Here is a 16,835-nt window from a genome sequence, read left to right on the forward strand (position 1 = left end):
TTATTTCATGTTAATGACGAGACAACAAAAGATCAATTTTTATTCAGAAAATGGATATATTATTATTAGGACTGTACAATCTTAGACTTGGATGTATCGCAAGGATGAATAAAAGTATGACAAAAGAAGCACCTCAAATTCAGGGGGATACGCCAACACTCCGACTTTTTGCATTGTTGGAGGTGATCGCTCAGAAAGACGAGTTCATTTCACTGCAAGGCTTAGTGGAAGAGACCGGACTGCCAAAGCCGACGCTACACCGTATGCTTCAGCAGCTCGAATCAGCAGGTATTATTCAGAAAGATGGTGATGAAAAGCATTACAGCTCAGGCATTCGCCTAAGAAAGTTGGCTGAGAATTTGTTGCTCAACAGCACTATGCACAGTGCACGCCGCACCATTCTCGAAAACCTTAGAGCGGAAGTCGGTGAAAGTTGTAACCTGACCGCTCTGTCCAGTGGCGAGATCATCTATCTCGACCGTGCTGAAACCGAAGCGCCATTGCGTTTCCACCTCCACCCCGGCTCACGAGTCCCCGTGCATTGCTCAGCAACAGGAAAACTGTTCCTTGCTCACATGTCCAAGTCTCAGCGCCGCCGCTTGATAGAAAGCGTCCCGCTAACCCAATATACGGTCAACACCATCACCAATTTTGATGAGCTGGAGAGAAACATCGACGATGCAAAAATCCACGGTTTTGCCATCGATGATGAAGAGTTTTTACCCGGTTTAGTCTGTATCGCCGTATTGGTTCCGTCACCAAATGGGCAATCCAATCTCGGTTTAGCTATTCAAGCCCCCGTGATTCGGGTCAAACCGGACGAAGCCATCAAGTTTCTCCCTGCCCTGCAGAAAGCTGCTAAAGCACTGGCAAAAATTGAAGCAGAGAATTGGGGCGGATAGTATTTTTGCAGTCAGACAGACAGCTTCAGATCAAGCTGGTCGCCGCTTTTCTCGCCAGAGATATGTACGACCAGCTCTATACCTTCCTGCTACCAAAACAATAATGGCTTAATCTCCCCTCAGCTTGATTTCAACAGTGCTACAACTTCAGTCCACTATGTCCGAATAGAGCATTAACTATTGAGTCTTAAGTAAAAATAACACAGCCCAGCGACTTCACTAAGAGATGAGCAACAACAAAATTTCATCCATTTTGTGAGACATGCAGCCAAGATCTATTACTTTGGTGAATTTGAAGTACAAAGCATTCATTATAACTATATTTTTAGTTAGATTGATGTGCACTTTCTTTTATATCATTGCTTATCTTTGTTTAAATAACTCAAGGTGCATCATGGGTGTAACAGTTTGTGCTAATGGACTTAGCGTAGTCCATAAGGGATCCGGCGGTGAAGCCAATGCCACATTGCCCGACGTTTGTCTGACCACAGTCGGTAATGCCGTTGTACCTATCCCATATGGTAATAATGCAAAATCCGCTGATCTAGCAGATGGAACGACCACCGTCTCTATGGATGGCGGCAATAGTATTGCGATTAAAGGCAGTAAATTCGCGGCAAGTACCGGCGACGCAGGTGGCGATAAGAAAGGTGTCGCGTCAGGAACCATAGAAGCTGAGGCCGAGTTCATCTCCGCCTCTCCAACCGTTTCGATGGAAGGTAAAGGTGTTTGTCGTTTGTCAGACCAAATGACAATGAACAAAGCCAACACCATGTGTCTTGGCGGTGCTCAAAACCCTTCAGTCACCGTAACCGAAGATGCTGAAGGAACTTATACTGTTGATCTCTTCCTTTCTTATTCAGATGGTGACCCTGTTCAAGGTGCGACCTACAAGCTCACCGATCAAAAAGGCGGTGTTTTTGAAGGCAAACTGGATGACAAAGGTAAGGCATCGGTTAGTGGAGTAGCTCCCGGCGAGTTTGACGTAGAGTTCGGTGAAGATACTAGGGAGTTCACCCCGAATGAACCGACTAAACAAAACCCGAGATACAACCCGACCGCTGACCCTCAAGAACTTCTCGATAATGCTAAACAAGGCGAAGTTGGCTTCTGGGAAAATGCTTGGAGAAAAACATCGGGCGTTGCTAGTTGGATATGGGGAGTAATTTTAGGCGACTTCAATGAAGATGCAACTGTTGAACAAATCATCGCCAATACAGCTATCACCATGATTCCAGTTGTTGACCAAGTAGGTGATTTACGAGATTTAGCAGCCAATACTCTACGACTATTAGACGAAGAAGCGCGAGATGACCCCGAAAACTGGCTAATGTTATCGCTAACCCTGATTGGATGCATCCCCGTTTTTGGAAGTGCTATGAAAGGTACATGTAAAGTAGCTCTAAAATTAGGGAAACAGACGCCTAAGGATGATCTGTTAGCTGTGATGAGAGCGGTTGGAAAAGGTGATCCAGAAAAATTCCTGCGCAATCTCAAATGGAACGACTACGCCAAACAATGTGCTCAGATATTATCAGATGTTATTAAGCCATGTTGTGAAGTAGGCATAGAGTTAGCTTCTGCCGCGAGTAGAATTGGCGCTGACGAGTTAGCAAAGTATTTCTTAGATTTAGTAAAAGAGTTGAGAATAGTGGACAAAGTTGGAGGTGATAAAATTGTAGAGGCGATGAAGAGCTTCGATCACCTATTTGCTTCAATATTAGGGAAAGCAGAGGATGTATTCCCTGCAAGAATTCACCATAGTGGAAAAAAAAGGAAGTGCCCAAAGTGGGACTAAAACGGCAAAATCTAACGAGAAAAAAACTGGAGCTTCTAAATGTAGAATTTGCAGGAAGGTAAAACAGGTTCCAGGGAAAAAATACGCAAACAAGAGTGGTACATGTGTAGGGCATAAGGTGATCTAAATGGCAACTACAGCAAGCGCGCCAAAAGGCGATTTAAAAGCTTGGAGAGAATATTTCCAATGGGTTGAGAAAAAAGGAAAACAAGGCAAGTTCAGAGGTGACCTTCAAAGACTGAAAAACCTTGATGCTCCCATTTGTTCCATAAAACTTTTTTCTAATATTAGCTCTACCAAAGACGCAAAAAAAGAATGGGAAAAGCGTCACCCTTGGGCAACTATTGGATTGGCAACATCTCACACTAAGAAAAGACTACTTACCCCCCACCACTTAATCACATGTGAAGTTATGTCTTCACTAAGCAGCCACTATGAGGATGTGATCGAAAATGATATTGGATATAACGTTAATAGCCCACAAAATTTAGTCATTCTCCCTAATAGCACAGTAGTTGCATGTCACTTAGGCATACCGTTGCATGAAGGAGGACATGATGATTACAACATAAGTAAAAAAGAAGAACTAAAACTAGATAGAGCTGCCAATAGTCTAATTGACGGAGAAAGAGTTTGGAAACCAAACGTAGAAATGCATGCTTATCATGCAAAAGTATTTAAATTAGTAACCCCTATAATACACAAACATTTTAGATGCACCAAAGATCTAAACCACAATGAATTTATTGAAGACCTCAACAAAGTATCAAAAAAAATACTTCGTAAACTAGGAAAATTTCAATGGCTACTTCACGAAAATGGAATAGACTATAAGCCTTTAAACGCCAACGGTTGTATGAATACGTTGTTAATATCTAGCTATGGAGTAGGCGCTGAGAGTATCAGTATTCGAGAATCGGCAAAACGCCTACCAGAAAGTCATGAGAGCGCTCAACTAGCACCTTGTGAATGTCACCGTGAACACCCTGAATTAGATGAAAAGTATTATATAAAAAAATTTCACAAGTCTATTCGGAGAAGCATGGGATTGAAAGTCGCTTCTGAAATAAAATGGGGTTAAGTTATGAGTGATATTGAATTGTATTTCATGAATGAAAACTATCAAAAAGTCACAGACCTGTTAGTTCCTAAACATAATTTTAACAATCTCTTCCTCAATTATATCGAACTCTCAGTTGAGAAGCCTTTAAAATATGAGACAATGACCCTCAGCTCACAATTTAGAAAGACATTTTACGACAGCGATGCTATATACGTTAGTGAGGAAGTCTATCAACAAGTTTTTTCATCAAATATCAGTAATATTTATTGTGTGCCTGTAAATATTAAGTTCACTGATGGAAAAAGCTTTAGTTACTATAGAATAGATTCAAAGTTAGAGTTAGATATAATTGATATGGATAACTCTGTAACTGATGAAGATGGCGATTTATCAAGAGTAATCTTTGATACTAATAAGGTCAGTAATATTGACCCTAAAAATTTAGATTTTTTTAAACTTTCAGGTTTAGATGCCTTTCAGTTCGTAGTAAGTAAAAGAGTCAAAGAAAATTTAGTTAAATATAGTAACGATATTGATTTTAAAATCGATAAGGAATTTGATCTTTTATGGTAATAAATGGATACTTTGAATTAAATAAAGATACTTATGAAAATCTTCCTATTAAAGAACACTTAGGACATAAATTAATATCTGTTGAACCTGATTTATTAATAGATTTATTAGCCTCTTTTCCAAGAATTATGATAAGGTCGGAGCTAGCTTCAGTGTTTTCAGAGATTGAAAGTCTCTTAATTGAAGCGGCATACATAGATTCATCAGAGAATAAATCATACCTATCTTTTCTTTCTACTAGTAGAGAAAATTTGAGTTTGGATATTATAGATGAGAATAATGAGAGCCTTCCAATTATTTTTTATCATCAAAACTCTTTATACATAAAGAATGACATAGTATCAGAAATTAACAATAGCAAAAGTATATTGGACATCGAATATAGGGTGTAGTATGGAACTTTTAACTTTTGAAGATATAACCAGCTTGTGCGAAAAACAATATAACAGTCATATATTAGATTCATTTAGCAAAAAGAAAAGTTATTATTTGAGGTTGCTTTATGAAAGTGAAGGCAACGGTATAAATTATATAACATCCTTGCGAAGTAAAAATTTTATTTCTGATTATGACATATATCGACTAGCATATTCAAAAATCAATGACTTTTCTTCAGATTACTCTGAAAATAATCTACTAGATATTATAAGCACCCAAAAAAATGATGGGACACTATATTTATCCGACAGTAACCAGATACACAATTTATGCTACGATGCATATTCGGAATTTATTGATAAGATATTAAGCGTAGGTGGAAAAATAGATCATGATGAGTTTTTGTCAACTATGTTTTCTGGTGAAAAAGAAGAGTATTTATTATTCAACAAACTAATTGACAGGTTCAAATTCAGTTCTCAATCACTATCAGAATCCGCATCATGGATACTATACAATGAATATTACTCTGAAGAAAACGGAAAACTAGCGCTCGAAAAGATAATGAACCAAGGGATAGATATTAATTATCTCTTTGATGAAGATTTTGAGCTATGCGATTACGATTCGTTTCTAGGTTTATTATTTTCTGAGCAACCATTACTGTTAATAAATGCTTTAAAAAGCAAACCAAATAAAGAAGTGATAAACAATTTCCCTTGGGGCTTCATAATCTCGGAGAGCAGAATGCAATCAGATCATGTTAGTGCTATTATAGCCCTTAAAAACTCTGGCTACACAATCCCAATCGATGAGATTATCGAACATTTGGACGAAAAAGGTGAAGCTAGCCTTAGTAATTTGATAAAGAGCAACATCTAGTTGTTTACTATATAAATGAATTAAGGCTTTATCCGCGAGTTTAGGCAACTTAACCTCATAGACCCGAGCTGTAAAATGTCGCTCCAATCAATCTAAACACTTTCGATAAGGTGTACTCAAGATGAGTGCACCTTTTTTGAATTTATGCCCCGAGAAAAGCTCAAAACAAATTAAATACATTTCAGGACGAGCGATAGAATGCAAAAAGCCCGCAAATCACTTTGCGGGCTTTTTTAATGGTGATGCTTGCAACATAAGTTCAGCATAGCATAGACTAGCTTTCAAATGCGTTGTTCTTTAAGCTGATTTGATCAACAACGCCGTGTCAAAGTCAAGAATGCGGTATTGGCCGAGAACATGAATCAAGAAATTGGCCTACTCAAGACATAATTCACAGAAAGATCTTATATAAAGTTGAGGGTGGTGTAAATTATCTTAAAGTAGCAAAAGATTTATAGAACCAGGTAATGACCAGGAAGAGATAATGGAAATTTCGTATATCACTGAAGATTTTAACGCAGGTGAATCATTTTTTATAAGTAATGATAAGAGATCATTTTTCTATGATGACAATTACTTTAACCCCACATCACTTATTGAGCCTATAGTCTGGTCCGATAAGAATATGAAACATATCGATGCGTTGGATTTAATGAAATCAAGTTGCTTTAATGTTACTAAAGATATCGCAGAGGTTATAATGAGTTTCGATCCTTATGGTGTTGAATTTTATCCAGCTAAATTAAGTTGCGCTGGTCATGAAACCGCTAATGGTAGATATATACTTGAAGTCAATAACATCGTAGACGTTGTGGACAAAGAGAGAAGTATAAAAGTTACGGAAGCAACAACGAGATTTTATTTATCTGAGAAAAAGATCAGTTCTCTCATACCAAGTAAACAACATGTTTTTAAGCCAAAGGGAATGAATAAAGTATTTTTCTCAAAAGAAATATTTGACGCTCTTCGTCATATCTATGAACAAGGTAAAATTAAGACCAGTATGGTTGCATATACTTTTGACTCTTCTGAAGAATGCCCAGATATATAAGGAGTTAGAACGATGAATGAATATATAATCTTATCTAAGAGTTATTTTAATAAGTTTCCATTTCAAAATTCTCCTACTCCGATTGTTCCTGTAGAGCCAGACCTGTTGCTTGAAATGACATTTTCTCCGAAGATGTTTTTAATTAGTGATATAGCCGAGAAGTTAGAACAGATTGTGAAATATGGTGTTGAGTGGGTAGATGCAAGAGTAGACTGCTCACCTAGCCAACCAAATGAAGATCAAATTAAGTATTACGAAGATTATCGAATGCCGTATATCCATCAAACTTATAGACTGACGGACAAAGAAAAACAATATGGTAAGCTGAACTGGTTAGACGTTAATTCAACCGATTTTGACTTCTCTAAAATCGAAAATATACCTCTAGAAGAACGTTTGATATTTAAGCTAGAAGAAGATTTTGGGTTGATTTTCATCCACCAAAGTGTGATCGATCTGCTTAAGAAAGATGTCAAAGATGTTTGGGTTAGGGATGTATAGTTAAAGTCACAGAAGGTTATCACTATTTGCTTGAAGTGCACCTAACATGGTGCACTTTTAGTTAACAGCCTCTTTAAGTTTAGCAAATTAAACACTAATTAGATCAATACAGCTTCAAAACAGGGATACAAAAAAGCAGCCTAGTTGGCTGCCTTCATTTAATTGGACTGTATGGTTGTAACGATTAATGAAATCCTTCAATAAAAGTTTCAACGAAACCTTTTAACCGCTCAGTAATGCGAGGAAGAATAGTTCTTCGGGTTCTAAAAGTCATCTTCTCAGTTGTTAGCTGGGCAATATCATCCGACTTCAAGCTGTCTACACTCATACCGTTCTCGATGTTCGTCACCATTTCGCTGAACTTATCGGTGTCCAACTTCTCTTCTTCTGCTATCTGGCTTAGCTCTTTTTGCTTTTGCTCTTCGATGTACTCATCAAATTCAGCACCTTGCACTAAGCCTTGCATCGACTTCTCAATAAAATCTTCGATGAGAGAGCGCTTACTGTGCAATGTCGGTTCAGTAGCCAGTAAGTTAGCGATAACTTGGCGCTTTTTCTCTTTCGCTTCGTCACAAGATTCTTCGAACATTGTCATTAGAAGATGACGGATATAGCTAACGTTGACTTCATCTCGTTGGAGTAGCTCTAGCTCAAAATCGATGTCCGCTAGGATAGACTCTTTATCTGCAGGACCTTTCTTGAGTTCACGGGCTAAATCGCTGTATTTAGAGGCGTAGTCAACGAACTCTTGTTCAGACATACCAAGTGTTTCAATGTCGAAGTCGCTAAATGTCTCTAGCTGGTTCTTTAAGCGCATCAAGATGCGGAACTGCTTAATAAAGCCTGCTTGCATATCTTCATCAGGCAAGTCATCGACACTCTGCACATCAGGAGCAATTGCTTTCAACGCTTCAAGCGCTTTAGAAAAGTCTTCCGTCAGCCCGTTAAGATCTGGTACTTCGATATCTTCAATTGGCTTCTTGTTTGAGAATAACTTAAACGCCTCGTCAGCTTGCGGTTTGAGGTTGCGGTAACACATGACGTTACCATGCGACTTCACTGTGCCGTTTAGGCGGTTAGTTCGGGAGAAGGCTTGCACCAAGCCATGGTATTTAAGGTTTTTATCGACATAGATGGTATTCAAACCAGGAGCATCAAAACCTGTTAAGAACATATTCACGACTAGCAAAATATCTACCTCACCGTTCTTGGTGCGGTTCGATAGATCCTTGTAGTAGTTGTAGAAACTGTCGGTATCTTGGGTTGAATAGCTTGTACCAAACTGCTGGTTATAGTCTTCGATGTAAGCATCTAGCTTGTCTCGACTATGCACTTTGGCATTGGCTTCCGCCAAGCCTTTAACATTGACCTCACCTTCGAACTCTTCTTCCTCATTTACGCCATAGCTAAAGATGGTGCCGATATTGAGCTTATGTTTGCCCTCTTCTTTGAGTGCTTTGAAGGTGTCGTAATAAGTGATGAGATCAGGTACACTCGCAACACACAGCATGGCGTTAAACTTGCGTTTGGTCTTATGACCGTGGATACCAATGATGTGCTCACATACTTGTTTAATACGCTTTGGAGAGCTAAAAAACTCGGCGACATCGATACTACTTACATCGACATCCATGCCATCGTTTTTATGCTTCAGCTTGCCGTAATACTCGATAGCAAATGGCAACACGTTATCGTCTTTGATGGCATCAACAATTACATAGCTATGGAGGCGCTCACCAAATAGATCCTTTGTGGTTCTTTTTTGTGTGCCTTTACCTTCCACTTTTTTAGCGGTCGCATTGTCGGCGAAGATTGGTGTCCCCGTAAAACCAAATAGCTGTGCTTTTTCGAAGAAGTCGACGATGTTTTGGTGCGTTTCGCCAAATTGACTGCGATGGCATTCATCAAAAATAAAGACCACTCGTTCTTGGCGAAGATGTTCAACCTGCTCTTTAAAACGAGGTTTGGTGATCAGGTTATTAAGCTTTTGAATTGTCGTAATGGTCAGCTTATTGATGCGATTGACTTTATTACTGTAGATAGGCGCATACTCTGCGACCCGAGGTAGCTCTTCACCATCATTGGCACTACTACCTTTTATGTTTAGGGCTGTCTTCGCCATGTTCTTTGGTGGAAGTGGTCGTGAACCGAGGAACTGATTCAGAAGGCTTTTAGTATCACCCGTGCTGTCGACACTACCTCTCAAGAACGCATCAAACTCTTTTGCGGTTTGGTAATCGAGGTCTTTACGGTCGACCACGAATACCACTCTATCCACATCTTCAAGCGTAGAGAGGATCTGGGCGGTTTTGAAGCTGGTCAGCGTCTTGCCGCTGCCAGTGGTGTGCCAAATGTAACCGTGGTTATTGTTGGTTTTAACCTGATTAACGAGCGCTTCTACCGCATAGAATTGGTAAGGGCGAAGCACCATCAAAAACTTTCCTGATTCGTTCTGTACGATGTAGCGACTGAGCATCTTAGTCAGATGAGCTTGATTTAAGAAAGCATCGGCAAACTGAGGCAGCGAGTTAATCTTGTTGTTCTCAATATCCGTCCAGTGGAAAGTCTGTTTAAACGAAAGCTCACGGTTGTTAGAGAAGTATTTGGTGTTAACACCGTTAGAGATAACAAACAACTGTACGTAGTTGAACAGCCCGCCTTGCGCACCGTAGGTATGCTTGTCGTAGCGTTTGATTTGATTGAAGGCCTCTGCCAGCTCAATGCCTCGGCGTTTTAGTTCAATTTGAATCAGCGGCAAACCATTCACCAAGATGGTGACGTCGTAGCGGTTCTCGTACGTCCCTTGAATGGTGAGCTGGTTGGTCACTTGGAAGTGGTTCTTGCTGGCATCATCAAATAACAGAGTCAGGTAATCGGTGGTGCCATCTTCACGAGTAACATCCACCTTGCCTTTCAAGCGCTTGGATTTATCGAAGATGCTGCCTTTTTCAAGTTTGATTAGCACACCTTCAAACTCACGCTCGTTGAGCGTGACGCCATTAGCTTTCTCAAGCTGAGTTTTGAGGTTCGCCTTCAGCGCCTCAGCGTTACCAATATCGACAGGTTTGAAATCGGCAGCGACAAGCTGATCGATTAGCTCTTTTTCAAGTTGTGCTTCTGATTGTGTGCTCATAATTCTTCTTTTTATAAATCCAACTAACGATTACCTACTTTTTAACGCAGATAATTGGGCTGTCAACAAGGCAGCAATTGAGCGAAGCCCTAGGACCATAGCTTGCCTATATGACTAGGGTGAGTGAAAGCCGCTAACGCCGTTGACGGTTCAATTAGCAAAGTTAAACGAACATTTGTTGTAATAATCCTCTCTTCCACTCTTTAGCTTTCTCCAGCTCTGAGTTGGCTAGGTCGATCTTCTGATCGATAGCTGATAGGAAGTTAGCAATCTTAGTTTGCTCATCCCTAGAAGGAACACTTACTAAACAATGTCCAATCTCTCCCAAGTTGATTTTCTTCGGGAACGCTACATGTATCATCCTTTTCCATAACTCAGATTGGAAGTTAGGTGATTGCATAAAAGATGCAAGATACTGTCCAACGATTTCATCGTTGTATTTAACTAAAGCGAGGCTTACGTAAAAAGATGCTCTTACATCCCAATCTATCAATCTGACGTCGCCAACAGACCCTATTCGAGTTAAAAGAATATCTCCTTTTTTAAGCGTTACCCTTTTACACTCCTTAGCATAAACCTCTTCAGAGATGTACTTTGTCTTCTCAAATTGATTTGCTGTAACATGCTCTACACTATAAAAAGGAACGCCTTCATCTACATACTTTGGTGTTTGGTGGGTGCCGTCGTATATTCTTGCAAAGTCACCTAATGCCTTCTCTTCCCAATCAGGGAACTCGCTACCGTCATCTGCTTTAAAGCGCAGTGTCGGCGGGATAAAGGTTAGCTGTCCATCTTGCTCTTGCCACTTACCATTGAACAACTGTTGCATCACACCTTTTTTGTACTCGGCGAGCTTATCTTTTTTCTCTGTGAGTAGGGCAATCTTCTCATCGACCTTTGATAAGAAAGAGGCGATTTTTTGTTGTTCTGGGAGGGTCGGAAAAGCCATTTTGAACCCTTTAATAGATTCAAAATTTAGACCTTCTCGCCCACCTCCAGCCATACCTTGGAATACTAATTTCTCTCCTCGGTATGATGCTAAAAGAGATTGAGTAAAATATGGGTCATCATTCTTCAGTCGAATTATGCAGACGTGTTGATTTAAGTTGCCGTCCTGAAAGCAGTCAGGAACAACACATGAACGGCCGATAGAGGCTCCTGTTATGTTCAACAAAATGTCTTTTGGTTGGATTTGACTTCGCTTCATTGAAGCATGTGTATTTTCGGGAATATAGCGAATGTCATTAAGAAGCAATCTGTTGTAATTAACATTCTGGCTTCGGATAAAGGGAATACCACTTGTGGAATATGCTTTTTCTCCACCTCTTGGAGTAGCACCACTTCCGACTTTACTTGTAAGAGCGCCTAACTTAGTTGTTTTCCAACTACCTTCAAACTCACCAAACCTCAGCTTAGGCACATTCATTTGTTCAGTCATAACGTACCTACCTTACTCTTTACCTGAAAGAAAGGGCGCTTTGATATTAAGCTGAGAACAGAAATCAGCAATATCTGCATCCACAGAGTGCATCTTGGTTTCTAGGCTCGCTAGGTCTTGAGCTACGGCATCTAGATCCACTGGTTCCTCTTCTTCAAAGGTATCCACGTAGCGAGGGATATTGAGGTTGTAGTCGTTCTCTTCAACCTCGGTAAGCTTGGCGACGTGGGCAAACTTTTCGACGGATTCTCGTTTACGATAAGCCTCAACAATGCGCTCGACGTCTTCATTACGCATAAAGTTTTGCGCTTTGCCTTTTTCGAAGTGGTTAGAGGCATCGATAAACAGCACGTTGTCATCGTTTTTACGGTTCTTCTTAAACACTAAGATACAAGTCGGGATACTTGTACCGAAGAAGATACCCGCAGGTAAGCCAATCACTGCATCTAGGTAGTTCTTTTTCTCGATAAGGTGCTTACGGATATGACCTTCTGCCGCCCCACGGAATAGAATGCCGTGAGGGACAACCACCGCTAATGTGCCCGTTTCATTCAATTGGTGGATCATGTGTAGAACAAAAGCGAAATCAGCTTTCGATTTAGGAGCAAGCTTGCCGTAGTCAGCGAAGCGTTCACTGTTTAAGTGCAGTTCGTTAGCACTCCAGTTCGCTGAAAACGGAGGGTTAGCTACTACCGCATCAAAACGTTGCTCTAGGTGCATTGGGTGCTCTAGGGTGTCATCGTTTTTAATGTCGAATTTATCGTAACGCACGCCGTGCATCAGCATGTTCATACGAGCGAGGTTGTAAGTGCTTGGGTTTTGCTCCTGACCACAAAACTCAAGATTGTGGCTACCGACTTCACGAGCAACACGTAGTAGCAATGAGCCTGAACCACAAGTAGGGTCATATACCGATTTCACATTACCATCTAGACTAACAAGTTTAGCGAGAATCTTACTAACCTGTTGCGGGGTATAGAACTCACCCGCCTTTTTACCTGCACCAGAGGCAAATTGACCGATGAGGTATTCGTAGGCATCACCCAGCAAATCAATCTCAGTATTTTCTAAGTGAAAGTCGATATTATCTAGGTGAACCAAAACCTGACTGATTAGCTTGTTACGTGCGTCAGGGTTTTTACCTAACTTGCTTGAGTTAAGGTCTAACTCTTCAAATAAACCATTGAAGTCATCAGCAGAGTCCGCCGCTGTGGTGGATTGTTCAATATCAGCAAGAGTGCGATCAAGCTCGTCAACAATGAACTCTTGCTTCTTACCACGCCCCGCTAGACTAGAGAAAAGCTGTTTAGGCGCAATAAAGTAACCAAGGTTCTCGACACACTCTTCACGAAGGTCATTGATTAGCTCCTTATCATCAGCTGCAGCAACAAAGGTAATGCCATCTTCAGCAAGCAGCTCATCACAGTAACGGTTTAGCTTGTCTGATAGATACTTGTAGAAGATAAGCCCCAGAATGTAATCACGAAAATCGTCCGCAGACATGTTGCCACGTAGTGTGTTGGCAATGTTCCAGAGCTGTTTTTGAAGTTCTTGTTGGTGTTGTTGAACCATGGTTTACCTGTTGATGTACGTTCAATCAATAATTAAGCCGAATTGTACCAGAAACCAAAGCGTTGCGATTGTTTTATGTCACGACCAAGATTGAAATGTTGCCCCACCTACTCCACCAATACAGTAAAGAGATGGGGACAACTATTTATAAAGGAAACAGGTATTTATTGACGCCACCAGAGAACTTTCGATCTATGTTTCCTTCTTCCGTCAACATCATCAATGCCTTTCCTACAACATTAGATTTGCTAGCGTGGACGCCGATCAGTTGGCATATCTGTGTGCTAGTCTGCCAACGTCGCTCATTGTCTTGGTAGTTAGCAAGGTAATCTTTAAGCACAGTGTAATAGTCACCTTTATCCATGAATTTTTGACTTTCCTCGCTGACCTTCGCTTGCTCCTCAGTAGTTAAATTCCACGAGTAGCCCTCCACTTCAAGAAGGTGACGAACCTCTAACCAGAACTGACGAAGTTTGTTCTCTTCAATCAGTGTGAGCTCTCCTGTGCTTTTATATTGCCAGCCCAAGAGATCATTGAGAGTGTCCATATCCGTTTGCTCAACCAACTCGATGACCGCATAACGACTATTACCTGTCTGATCTTTCAAAAAGTGAGTTTCATTGACGGTGGCTATCAAGTTGGTTTGTCGTGGCTTTTTAATGTCAGTTCTTGCATAAGGTGGACGAACTGTATCAATCGATCTCGTGATAAACGCCTTGAGGCTACCCTGACAATTCGCGGTGGTACGCTCTAGCTCACCTAGTTCAACAACCCAGCTTCTGATTACACTTAGCACACTATCTTTACTGTCTGGATTCAATTCAGCTCCTTCAAGAAAGGCTCCATTTACTACCGCGCTGACACGCTCGACAAAAGCGGTTTTCATGAAGGATTGCTCCCCTTTAAGAACAGGAACTAACTTACTTTTAAAATTTGGAACAGTTATTGATGCTACACATCCAATTAGCCAGCGTTTGATCACAGTTCTAGTCAGAGCAACATCTTTCGACTTGAGACAGTTAATTACATCGTCAACTCTCGATGTACCATCCCATGAGTGCCCTTCTAGCCAGTGACCTACAGGGTGATACGCGTTACTTTGCGCTACAGCGGTGAGATGGTCATCAATGGCCGTTCTTGGTACAGCATGGATAGAGCACAGTGACACAATCTTACTTCGAATAACCTCAGGACTTCCTATGCACTTGTCTAGATGGAATATCTCAGGCTCCAATGTCATCAAGTTTATTTTCGCTTCGTAACCATGATGCGCTAATAAAGCCGCTAGATTGTCTGCTGTATTTAATACGACGGGCTGCCCTTTACCTAAGCGTGTATCAGGAAAGCGTAGTTCTGCGTTCGTGATGTTAGAATTGCTCATAGAGGAAATCTTGATTTAAAAGTTGATCTAAAGATTTACCCTCACCAAACTTATCCATTAGCGAGAAAATACCCTGTCGTGCTTGTTTATCTGCATACCTTAGTATTGACCCCATCTCGGTCGTAGGGTACTCATCCCAATTGTGAATGTTTCTAATCAGGAGCTTTACTTCACGTCGATGAGCACAGCTTTCGAAGAAATGTAAGATGTCGTCGATCTCATCAATAGAGAAATAACGAATTTCAATATAGCGCTGCGCTTTGATTAGTTGTTGTTTAGATAGACCTAACTCCAGTTCAAGTTGGTGGTTAGGTGTAGATTTAGAGTCTCCGTCGACTTTGATAGCAGTATTGATTTGCATGGTTTCTTTTTCTTAAAGCTCGATCTATTTACACAACAAAGCAATAGAAAAACTAAAATTATCGACGTATTTTTTATACGTTATTGATTTTCCGGTGATAAAAATTTGGGGGAGTTAAGAGGGTGTCCCTCTTGCATTAATAAGCAAAGGTAGGCATATGGAAGAAGACGCTGAAGGTTGTGATCGATGTATGAAGAAAGGTATACGCCATACACATTATACTAAGAGATTCAGATCTATTTTTAGACTCAAAAAACGAATTCCTGAACAAGTTACCGTAGATGCATTCTGCTATAAACCAGGAAAATATCGACTTTTGAGTATAAGAGAACAAGTCAAAGCAATTAGCAAATAAAAGAGGTATAAAATGGAGTTTTCGGTAATCTCTGAGGACTTTATGAGAAGCTCGACTGCATTCCAATGCGTGGATAGTAGGGAGTTTTTCTACAGTACAAACAACTACCACCCTACAACTTCAGAGAGTTCAATAAAATGGGAGGACAAGAATATCATGTCCTCTATGGTACACCCAATTGCTGACAATGGTGACATATGCGTTACGAAAGACTTAGCAGAAATAATAATGAGTTTCGATCCATATGGAATAGAGGTGTATCCAGCTTCACTAGTAACAAAAAATGAAGAGATTAACAATCGATATATACTCGCTATAAATAATATACAAGATGTTGTGGATTTCGATCGTAGTGTTGTAGAAAAATCTCCTAACAATGGCGATTTGATCGTGCATCGATTATTTCTTTGTTCCGATAAAATATCAAAAATACCATTTAATAAGCGAATAATTTATAGAGCCAAAGATGCTGACACAGCTGTTTTTTTTGCTCCAGAGATCTTTGACTTGATAAAGGATGATAGCCGTTTTGCTCTATTAAGAAAGTTAAAGAAGAACACCAAAATGCGTGCACCTAAATTTTAGGAACCATAATGAAATCAGAATATTTTATACTAGAGAAAAATAGACTTAAAGAATTCCCATTACAAGAGACGCCACGCCCTATAGTTCCAGTAGAACCTGATTTGCTGTTGGAGATGACCTTTTCGCCAAAGCTGTTTATTATCAGCGATATTGCCTCAAAAGTAGAGCAACTAGTGCAACATGGTGTGGATTGGTTAGATGCTCGTGTTGACTGTTCTCCAAGCCAACCTTCTGATGACCAAATAAAGGTTTATGAAGATTATCGAATGCCGTATATCCATCAAACTTATAGACTGACGGACAAAGAAAAGCAACACGGTAAGCTGAACTGGTTAGACGTTAATTCAACCGATTTTGACTTCTCTAAAATCGAAAATATACCTCTAGAAGAACGTTTGATATTTAAGCTAGAAGAAGATTTTGGGTTAGTTTTCATTCATCAAAGTGTGATAGATCTGCTTAAGAAGCATGTGAAAGACGTTTGGGTTAGAGATGTATAGTTAAAGTCACAAGAAGGGTGTCAGCATTGCTTGAAGTGCATCTAACATGATGCACTTTTAGCTAACAGCCACTTTAAGTTTAGCAACTTAAACACTAATTAGATCAATACAGCTTCAAGACGAGGCAGGGATACAAAAAAGCCCGCAAATCACTTTGCGGGCTTTTAAATGGGTGGAAGCCCCAGCCACATCCCGGCACACAAGTCACTCGCTGCGGCTGCTTCCTTCCGGACCTGACCGAGTTCACGAGCTATTGTTGCGGGAGGACCAGGGCTTCCATAGATTCTGTTTCCTTAGCATGGCTAAGGAGTGAGGGGATTATCAGCCATCACCGCAGGTAATTCAAGGGAAATTCTTAATAT

14 protein-coding genes, 1 other RNA gene and 1 pseudogene are annotated in these 16,835 nt (G+C 40.4%); 10 read left to right on the plus strand and 6 right to left on the minus strand.

All coding sequences use genetic code 11. The features are described 5' to 3' along the window. The first annotated feature begins 116 nt into the window (after positions 1-116). From VIC_RS08800 to VIC_RS08835, 8 genes and pseudogenes are all read left to right on the plus strand, one after another. Positions 117-902 (plus strand): IclR family transcriptional regulator, encoded by a 786-nt coding sequence (locus VIC_RS08800; RefSeq protein WP_006959205.1) that lies wholly within the window; start codon positions 117-119, stop codon positions 900-902. Positions 903-1,296: 394 nt separating this feature from the next. Continuing rightward, positions 1,297-2,827 (plus strand): annotated as a pseudogene (locus VIC_RS08805) (PAAR-like domain-containing protein). Continuing rightward, positions 2,828-3,781 carry an AHH domain-containing protein gene (locus VIC_RS08810; RefSeq protein WP_006959208.1) on the plus strand — a complete coding sequence of 318 codons (954 nt, stop codon included), beginning with the start codon at positions 2,828-2,830 and terminating at the stop codon, positions 3,779-3,781. A gap of 3 nt (positions 3,782-3,784) precedes the next feature. Further along, positions 3,785-4,336, plus strand: a complete 552-nt coding sequence (locus VIC_RS08815) for a hypothetical protein (RefSeq protein ID WP_039951657.1) — start codon at positions 3,785-3,787, stop codon at positions 4,334-4,336. Next, complete coding sequence (locus tag VIC_RS08820) at positions 4,330-4,728, plus strand: hypothetical protein (RefSeq protein WP_039951658.1); 399 nt, start codon at positions 4,330-4,332, stop codon at positions 4,726-4,728. The genes VIC_RS08815 and VIC_RS08820 overlap by 7 nt, the downstream gene beginning before the upstream one ends. Before the next feature lies 1 nt (position 4,729). After that, on the plus strand, positions 4,730-5,596 hold the full coding sequence (locus tag VIC_RS08825) for a hypothetical protein (RefSeq protein WP_006959210.1): 867 nt from the start codon (positions 4,730-4,732) through the stop codon (positions 5,594-5,596). Between the two features lie 484 nt (positions 5,597-6,080). Further along, positions 6,081-6,647: an imm11 family protein gene (locus VIC_RS08830; RefSeq protein ID WP_039951659.1), complete on the plus strand. Its 567-nt coding sequence runs from the start codon at positions 6,081-6,083 to the stop codon at positions 6,645-6,647. Between the two features lie 12 nt (positions 6,648-6,659). After that, positions 6,660-7,148 (plus strand): hypothetical protein, encoded by a 489-nt coding sequence (locus tag VIC_RS08835; RefSeq protein WP_039951660.1) that lies wholly within the window; start codon positions 6,660-6,662, stop codon positions 7,146-7,148. A gap of 184 nt (positions 7,149-7,332) precedes the next feature. Here VIC_RS08835 and VIC_RS08840 read toward each other — a convergent pair whose 3' ends face one another. The 5 genes from VIC_RS08840 to VIC_RS08860 form a co-directional block, all read right to left on the minus strand. Next, positions 7,333-10,281, minus strand: a complete 2,949-nt coding sequence (locus VIC_RS08840) for a type I restriction endonuclease subunit R (RefSeq protein WP_006959213.1) — start codon at positions 10,279-10,281, stop codon at positions 7,333-7,335. 163 nt (positions 10,282-10,444) lie between these two features. Beyond that, complete coding sequence (locus VIC_RS08845) at positions 10,445-11,719, minus strand: restriction endonuclease subunit S (protein ID WP_006959214.1); 1,275 nt, start codon at positions 11,717-11,719, stop codon at positions 10,445-10,447. A 12-nt stretch (positions 11,720-11,731) separates the two neighbouring features. After that, positions 11,732-13,291: a type I restriction-modification system subunit M gene (locus VIC_RS08850; RefSeq protein ID WP_006959215.1), complete on the minus strand. Its 1,560-nt coding sequence runs from the start codon at positions 13,289-13,291 to the stop codon at positions 11,732-11,734. A gap of 145 nt (positions 13,292-13,436) precedes the next feature. Beyond that, positions 13,437-14,672, minus strand: a complete 1,236-nt coding sequence (locus tag VIC_RS08855) for a VapE domain-containing protein (RefSeq protein ID WP_006959216.1) — start codon at positions 14,670-14,672, stop codon at positions 13,437-13,439. Next, on the minus strand, positions 14,659-15,033 hold the full coding sequence (locus VIC_RS08860) for a hypothetical protein (RefSeq protein ID WP_006959217.1): 375 nt from the start codon (positions 15,031-15,033) through the stop codon (positions 14,659-14,661). The genes VIC_RS08855 and VIC_RS08860 overlap by 14 nt, the downstream gene beginning before the upstream one ends. A gap of 511 nt (positions 15,034-15,544) precedes the next feature. On the opposite strand from VIC_RS08860, the gene VIC_RS08870 reads away from it, so the two are divergent. Both VIC_RS08870 and VIC_RS08875 read left to right on the plus strand, forming a co-directional pair. Further along, positions 15,545-15,973: a hypothetical protein gene (locus VIC_RS08870; protein ID WP_236612170.1), complete on the plus strand. Its 429-nt coding sequence runs from the start codon at positions 15,545-15,547 to the stop codon at positions 15,971-15,973. 8 nt (positions 15,974-15,981) lie between these two features. Beyond that, entirely contained in the window at positions 15,982-16,473 is a 492-nt protein-coding gene (locus VIC_RS08875) for a hypothetical protein (protein ID WP_039951663.1), read from the plus strand. Positions 16,474-16,649: 176 nt separating this feature from the next. Here the strand turns inward: VIC_RS08875 and ffs are convergent. Next, positions 16,650-16,746, minus strand: an RNA gene (gene ffs / locus VIC_RS26260) — signal recognition particle sRNA small type. Positions 16,747-16,835 lie beyond the last annotated feature (89 nt).

Origin of the sequence: Vibrio coralliilyticus ATCC BAA-450, assembly GCF_000176135.1 — a bacterium.
In the GTDB taxonomy this organism is placed as follows: domain Bacteria; phylum Pseudomonadota; class Gammaproteobacteria; order Enterobacterales; family Vibrionaceae; genus Vibrio; species Vibrio coralliilyticus.

Bases quoted from the DNA above. Each gene is read 5' to 3' on its own strand.
- VIC_RS08840 (WP_006959213.1), bottom strand. From the start codon at position 10,281: ATGAGCACACAATCAGAAGCACAACTTGAAAAAGAGCTAATCGATCAG.
- VIC_RS08800 (WP_006959205.1), top strand. From the start codon at position 117: ATGACAAAAGAAGCACCTCAAATTCAGGGGGATACGCCAACACTCCGA.
- VIC_RS08855 (WP_006959216.1), bottom strand. From the start codon at position 14,672: ATGAGCAATTCTAACATCACGAACGCAGAACTACGCTTTCCTGATACA.
- VIC_RS08835 (WP_039951660.1), top strand. From the start codon at position 6,660: ATGAATGAATATATAATCTTATCTAAGAGTTATTTTAATAAGTTTCCA.
- VIC_RS08820 (WP_039951658.1), top strand. From the start codon at position 4,330: ATGGTAATAAATGGATACTTTGAATTAAATAAAGATACTTATGAAAAT.
- VIC_RS08825 (WP_006959210.1), top strand. From the start codon at position 4,730: ATGGAACTTTTAACTTTTGAAGATATAACCAGCTTGTGCGAAAAACAA.
- VIC_RS08815 (WP_039951657.1), top strand. From the start codon at position 3,785: ATGAGTGATATTGAATTGTATTTCATGAATGAAAACTATCAAAAAGTC.
- VIC_RS08875 (WP_039951663.1), top strand. From the start codon at position 15,982: ATGAAATCAGAATATTTTATACTAGAGAAAAATAGACTTAAAGAATTC.
- VIC_RS08850 (WP_006959215.1), bottom strand. From the start codon at position 13,291: ATGGTTCAACAACACCAACAAGAACTTCAAAAACAGCTCTGGAACATT.
- VIC_RS08870 (WP_236612170.1), top strand. From the start codon at position 15,545: ATGTCCTCTATGGTACACCCAATTGCTGACAATGGTGACATATGCGTT.
- VIC_RS08830 (WP_039951659.1), top strand. From the start codon at position 6,081: ATGGAAATTTCGTATATCACTGAAGATTTTAACGCAGGTGAATCATTT.
- VIC_RS08810 (WP_006959208.1), top strand. From the start codon at position 2,828: ATGGCAACTACAGCAAGCGCGCCAAAAGGCGATTTAAAAGCTTGGAGA.
- VIC_RS08845 (WP_006959214.1), bottom strand. From the start codon at position 11,719: ATGACTGAACAAATGAATGTGCCTAAGCTGAGGTTTGGTGAGTTTGAA.
- VIC_RS08860 (WP_006959217.1), bottom strand. From the start codon at position 15,033: ATGCAAATCAATACTGCTATCAAAGTCGACGGAGACTCTAAATCTACA.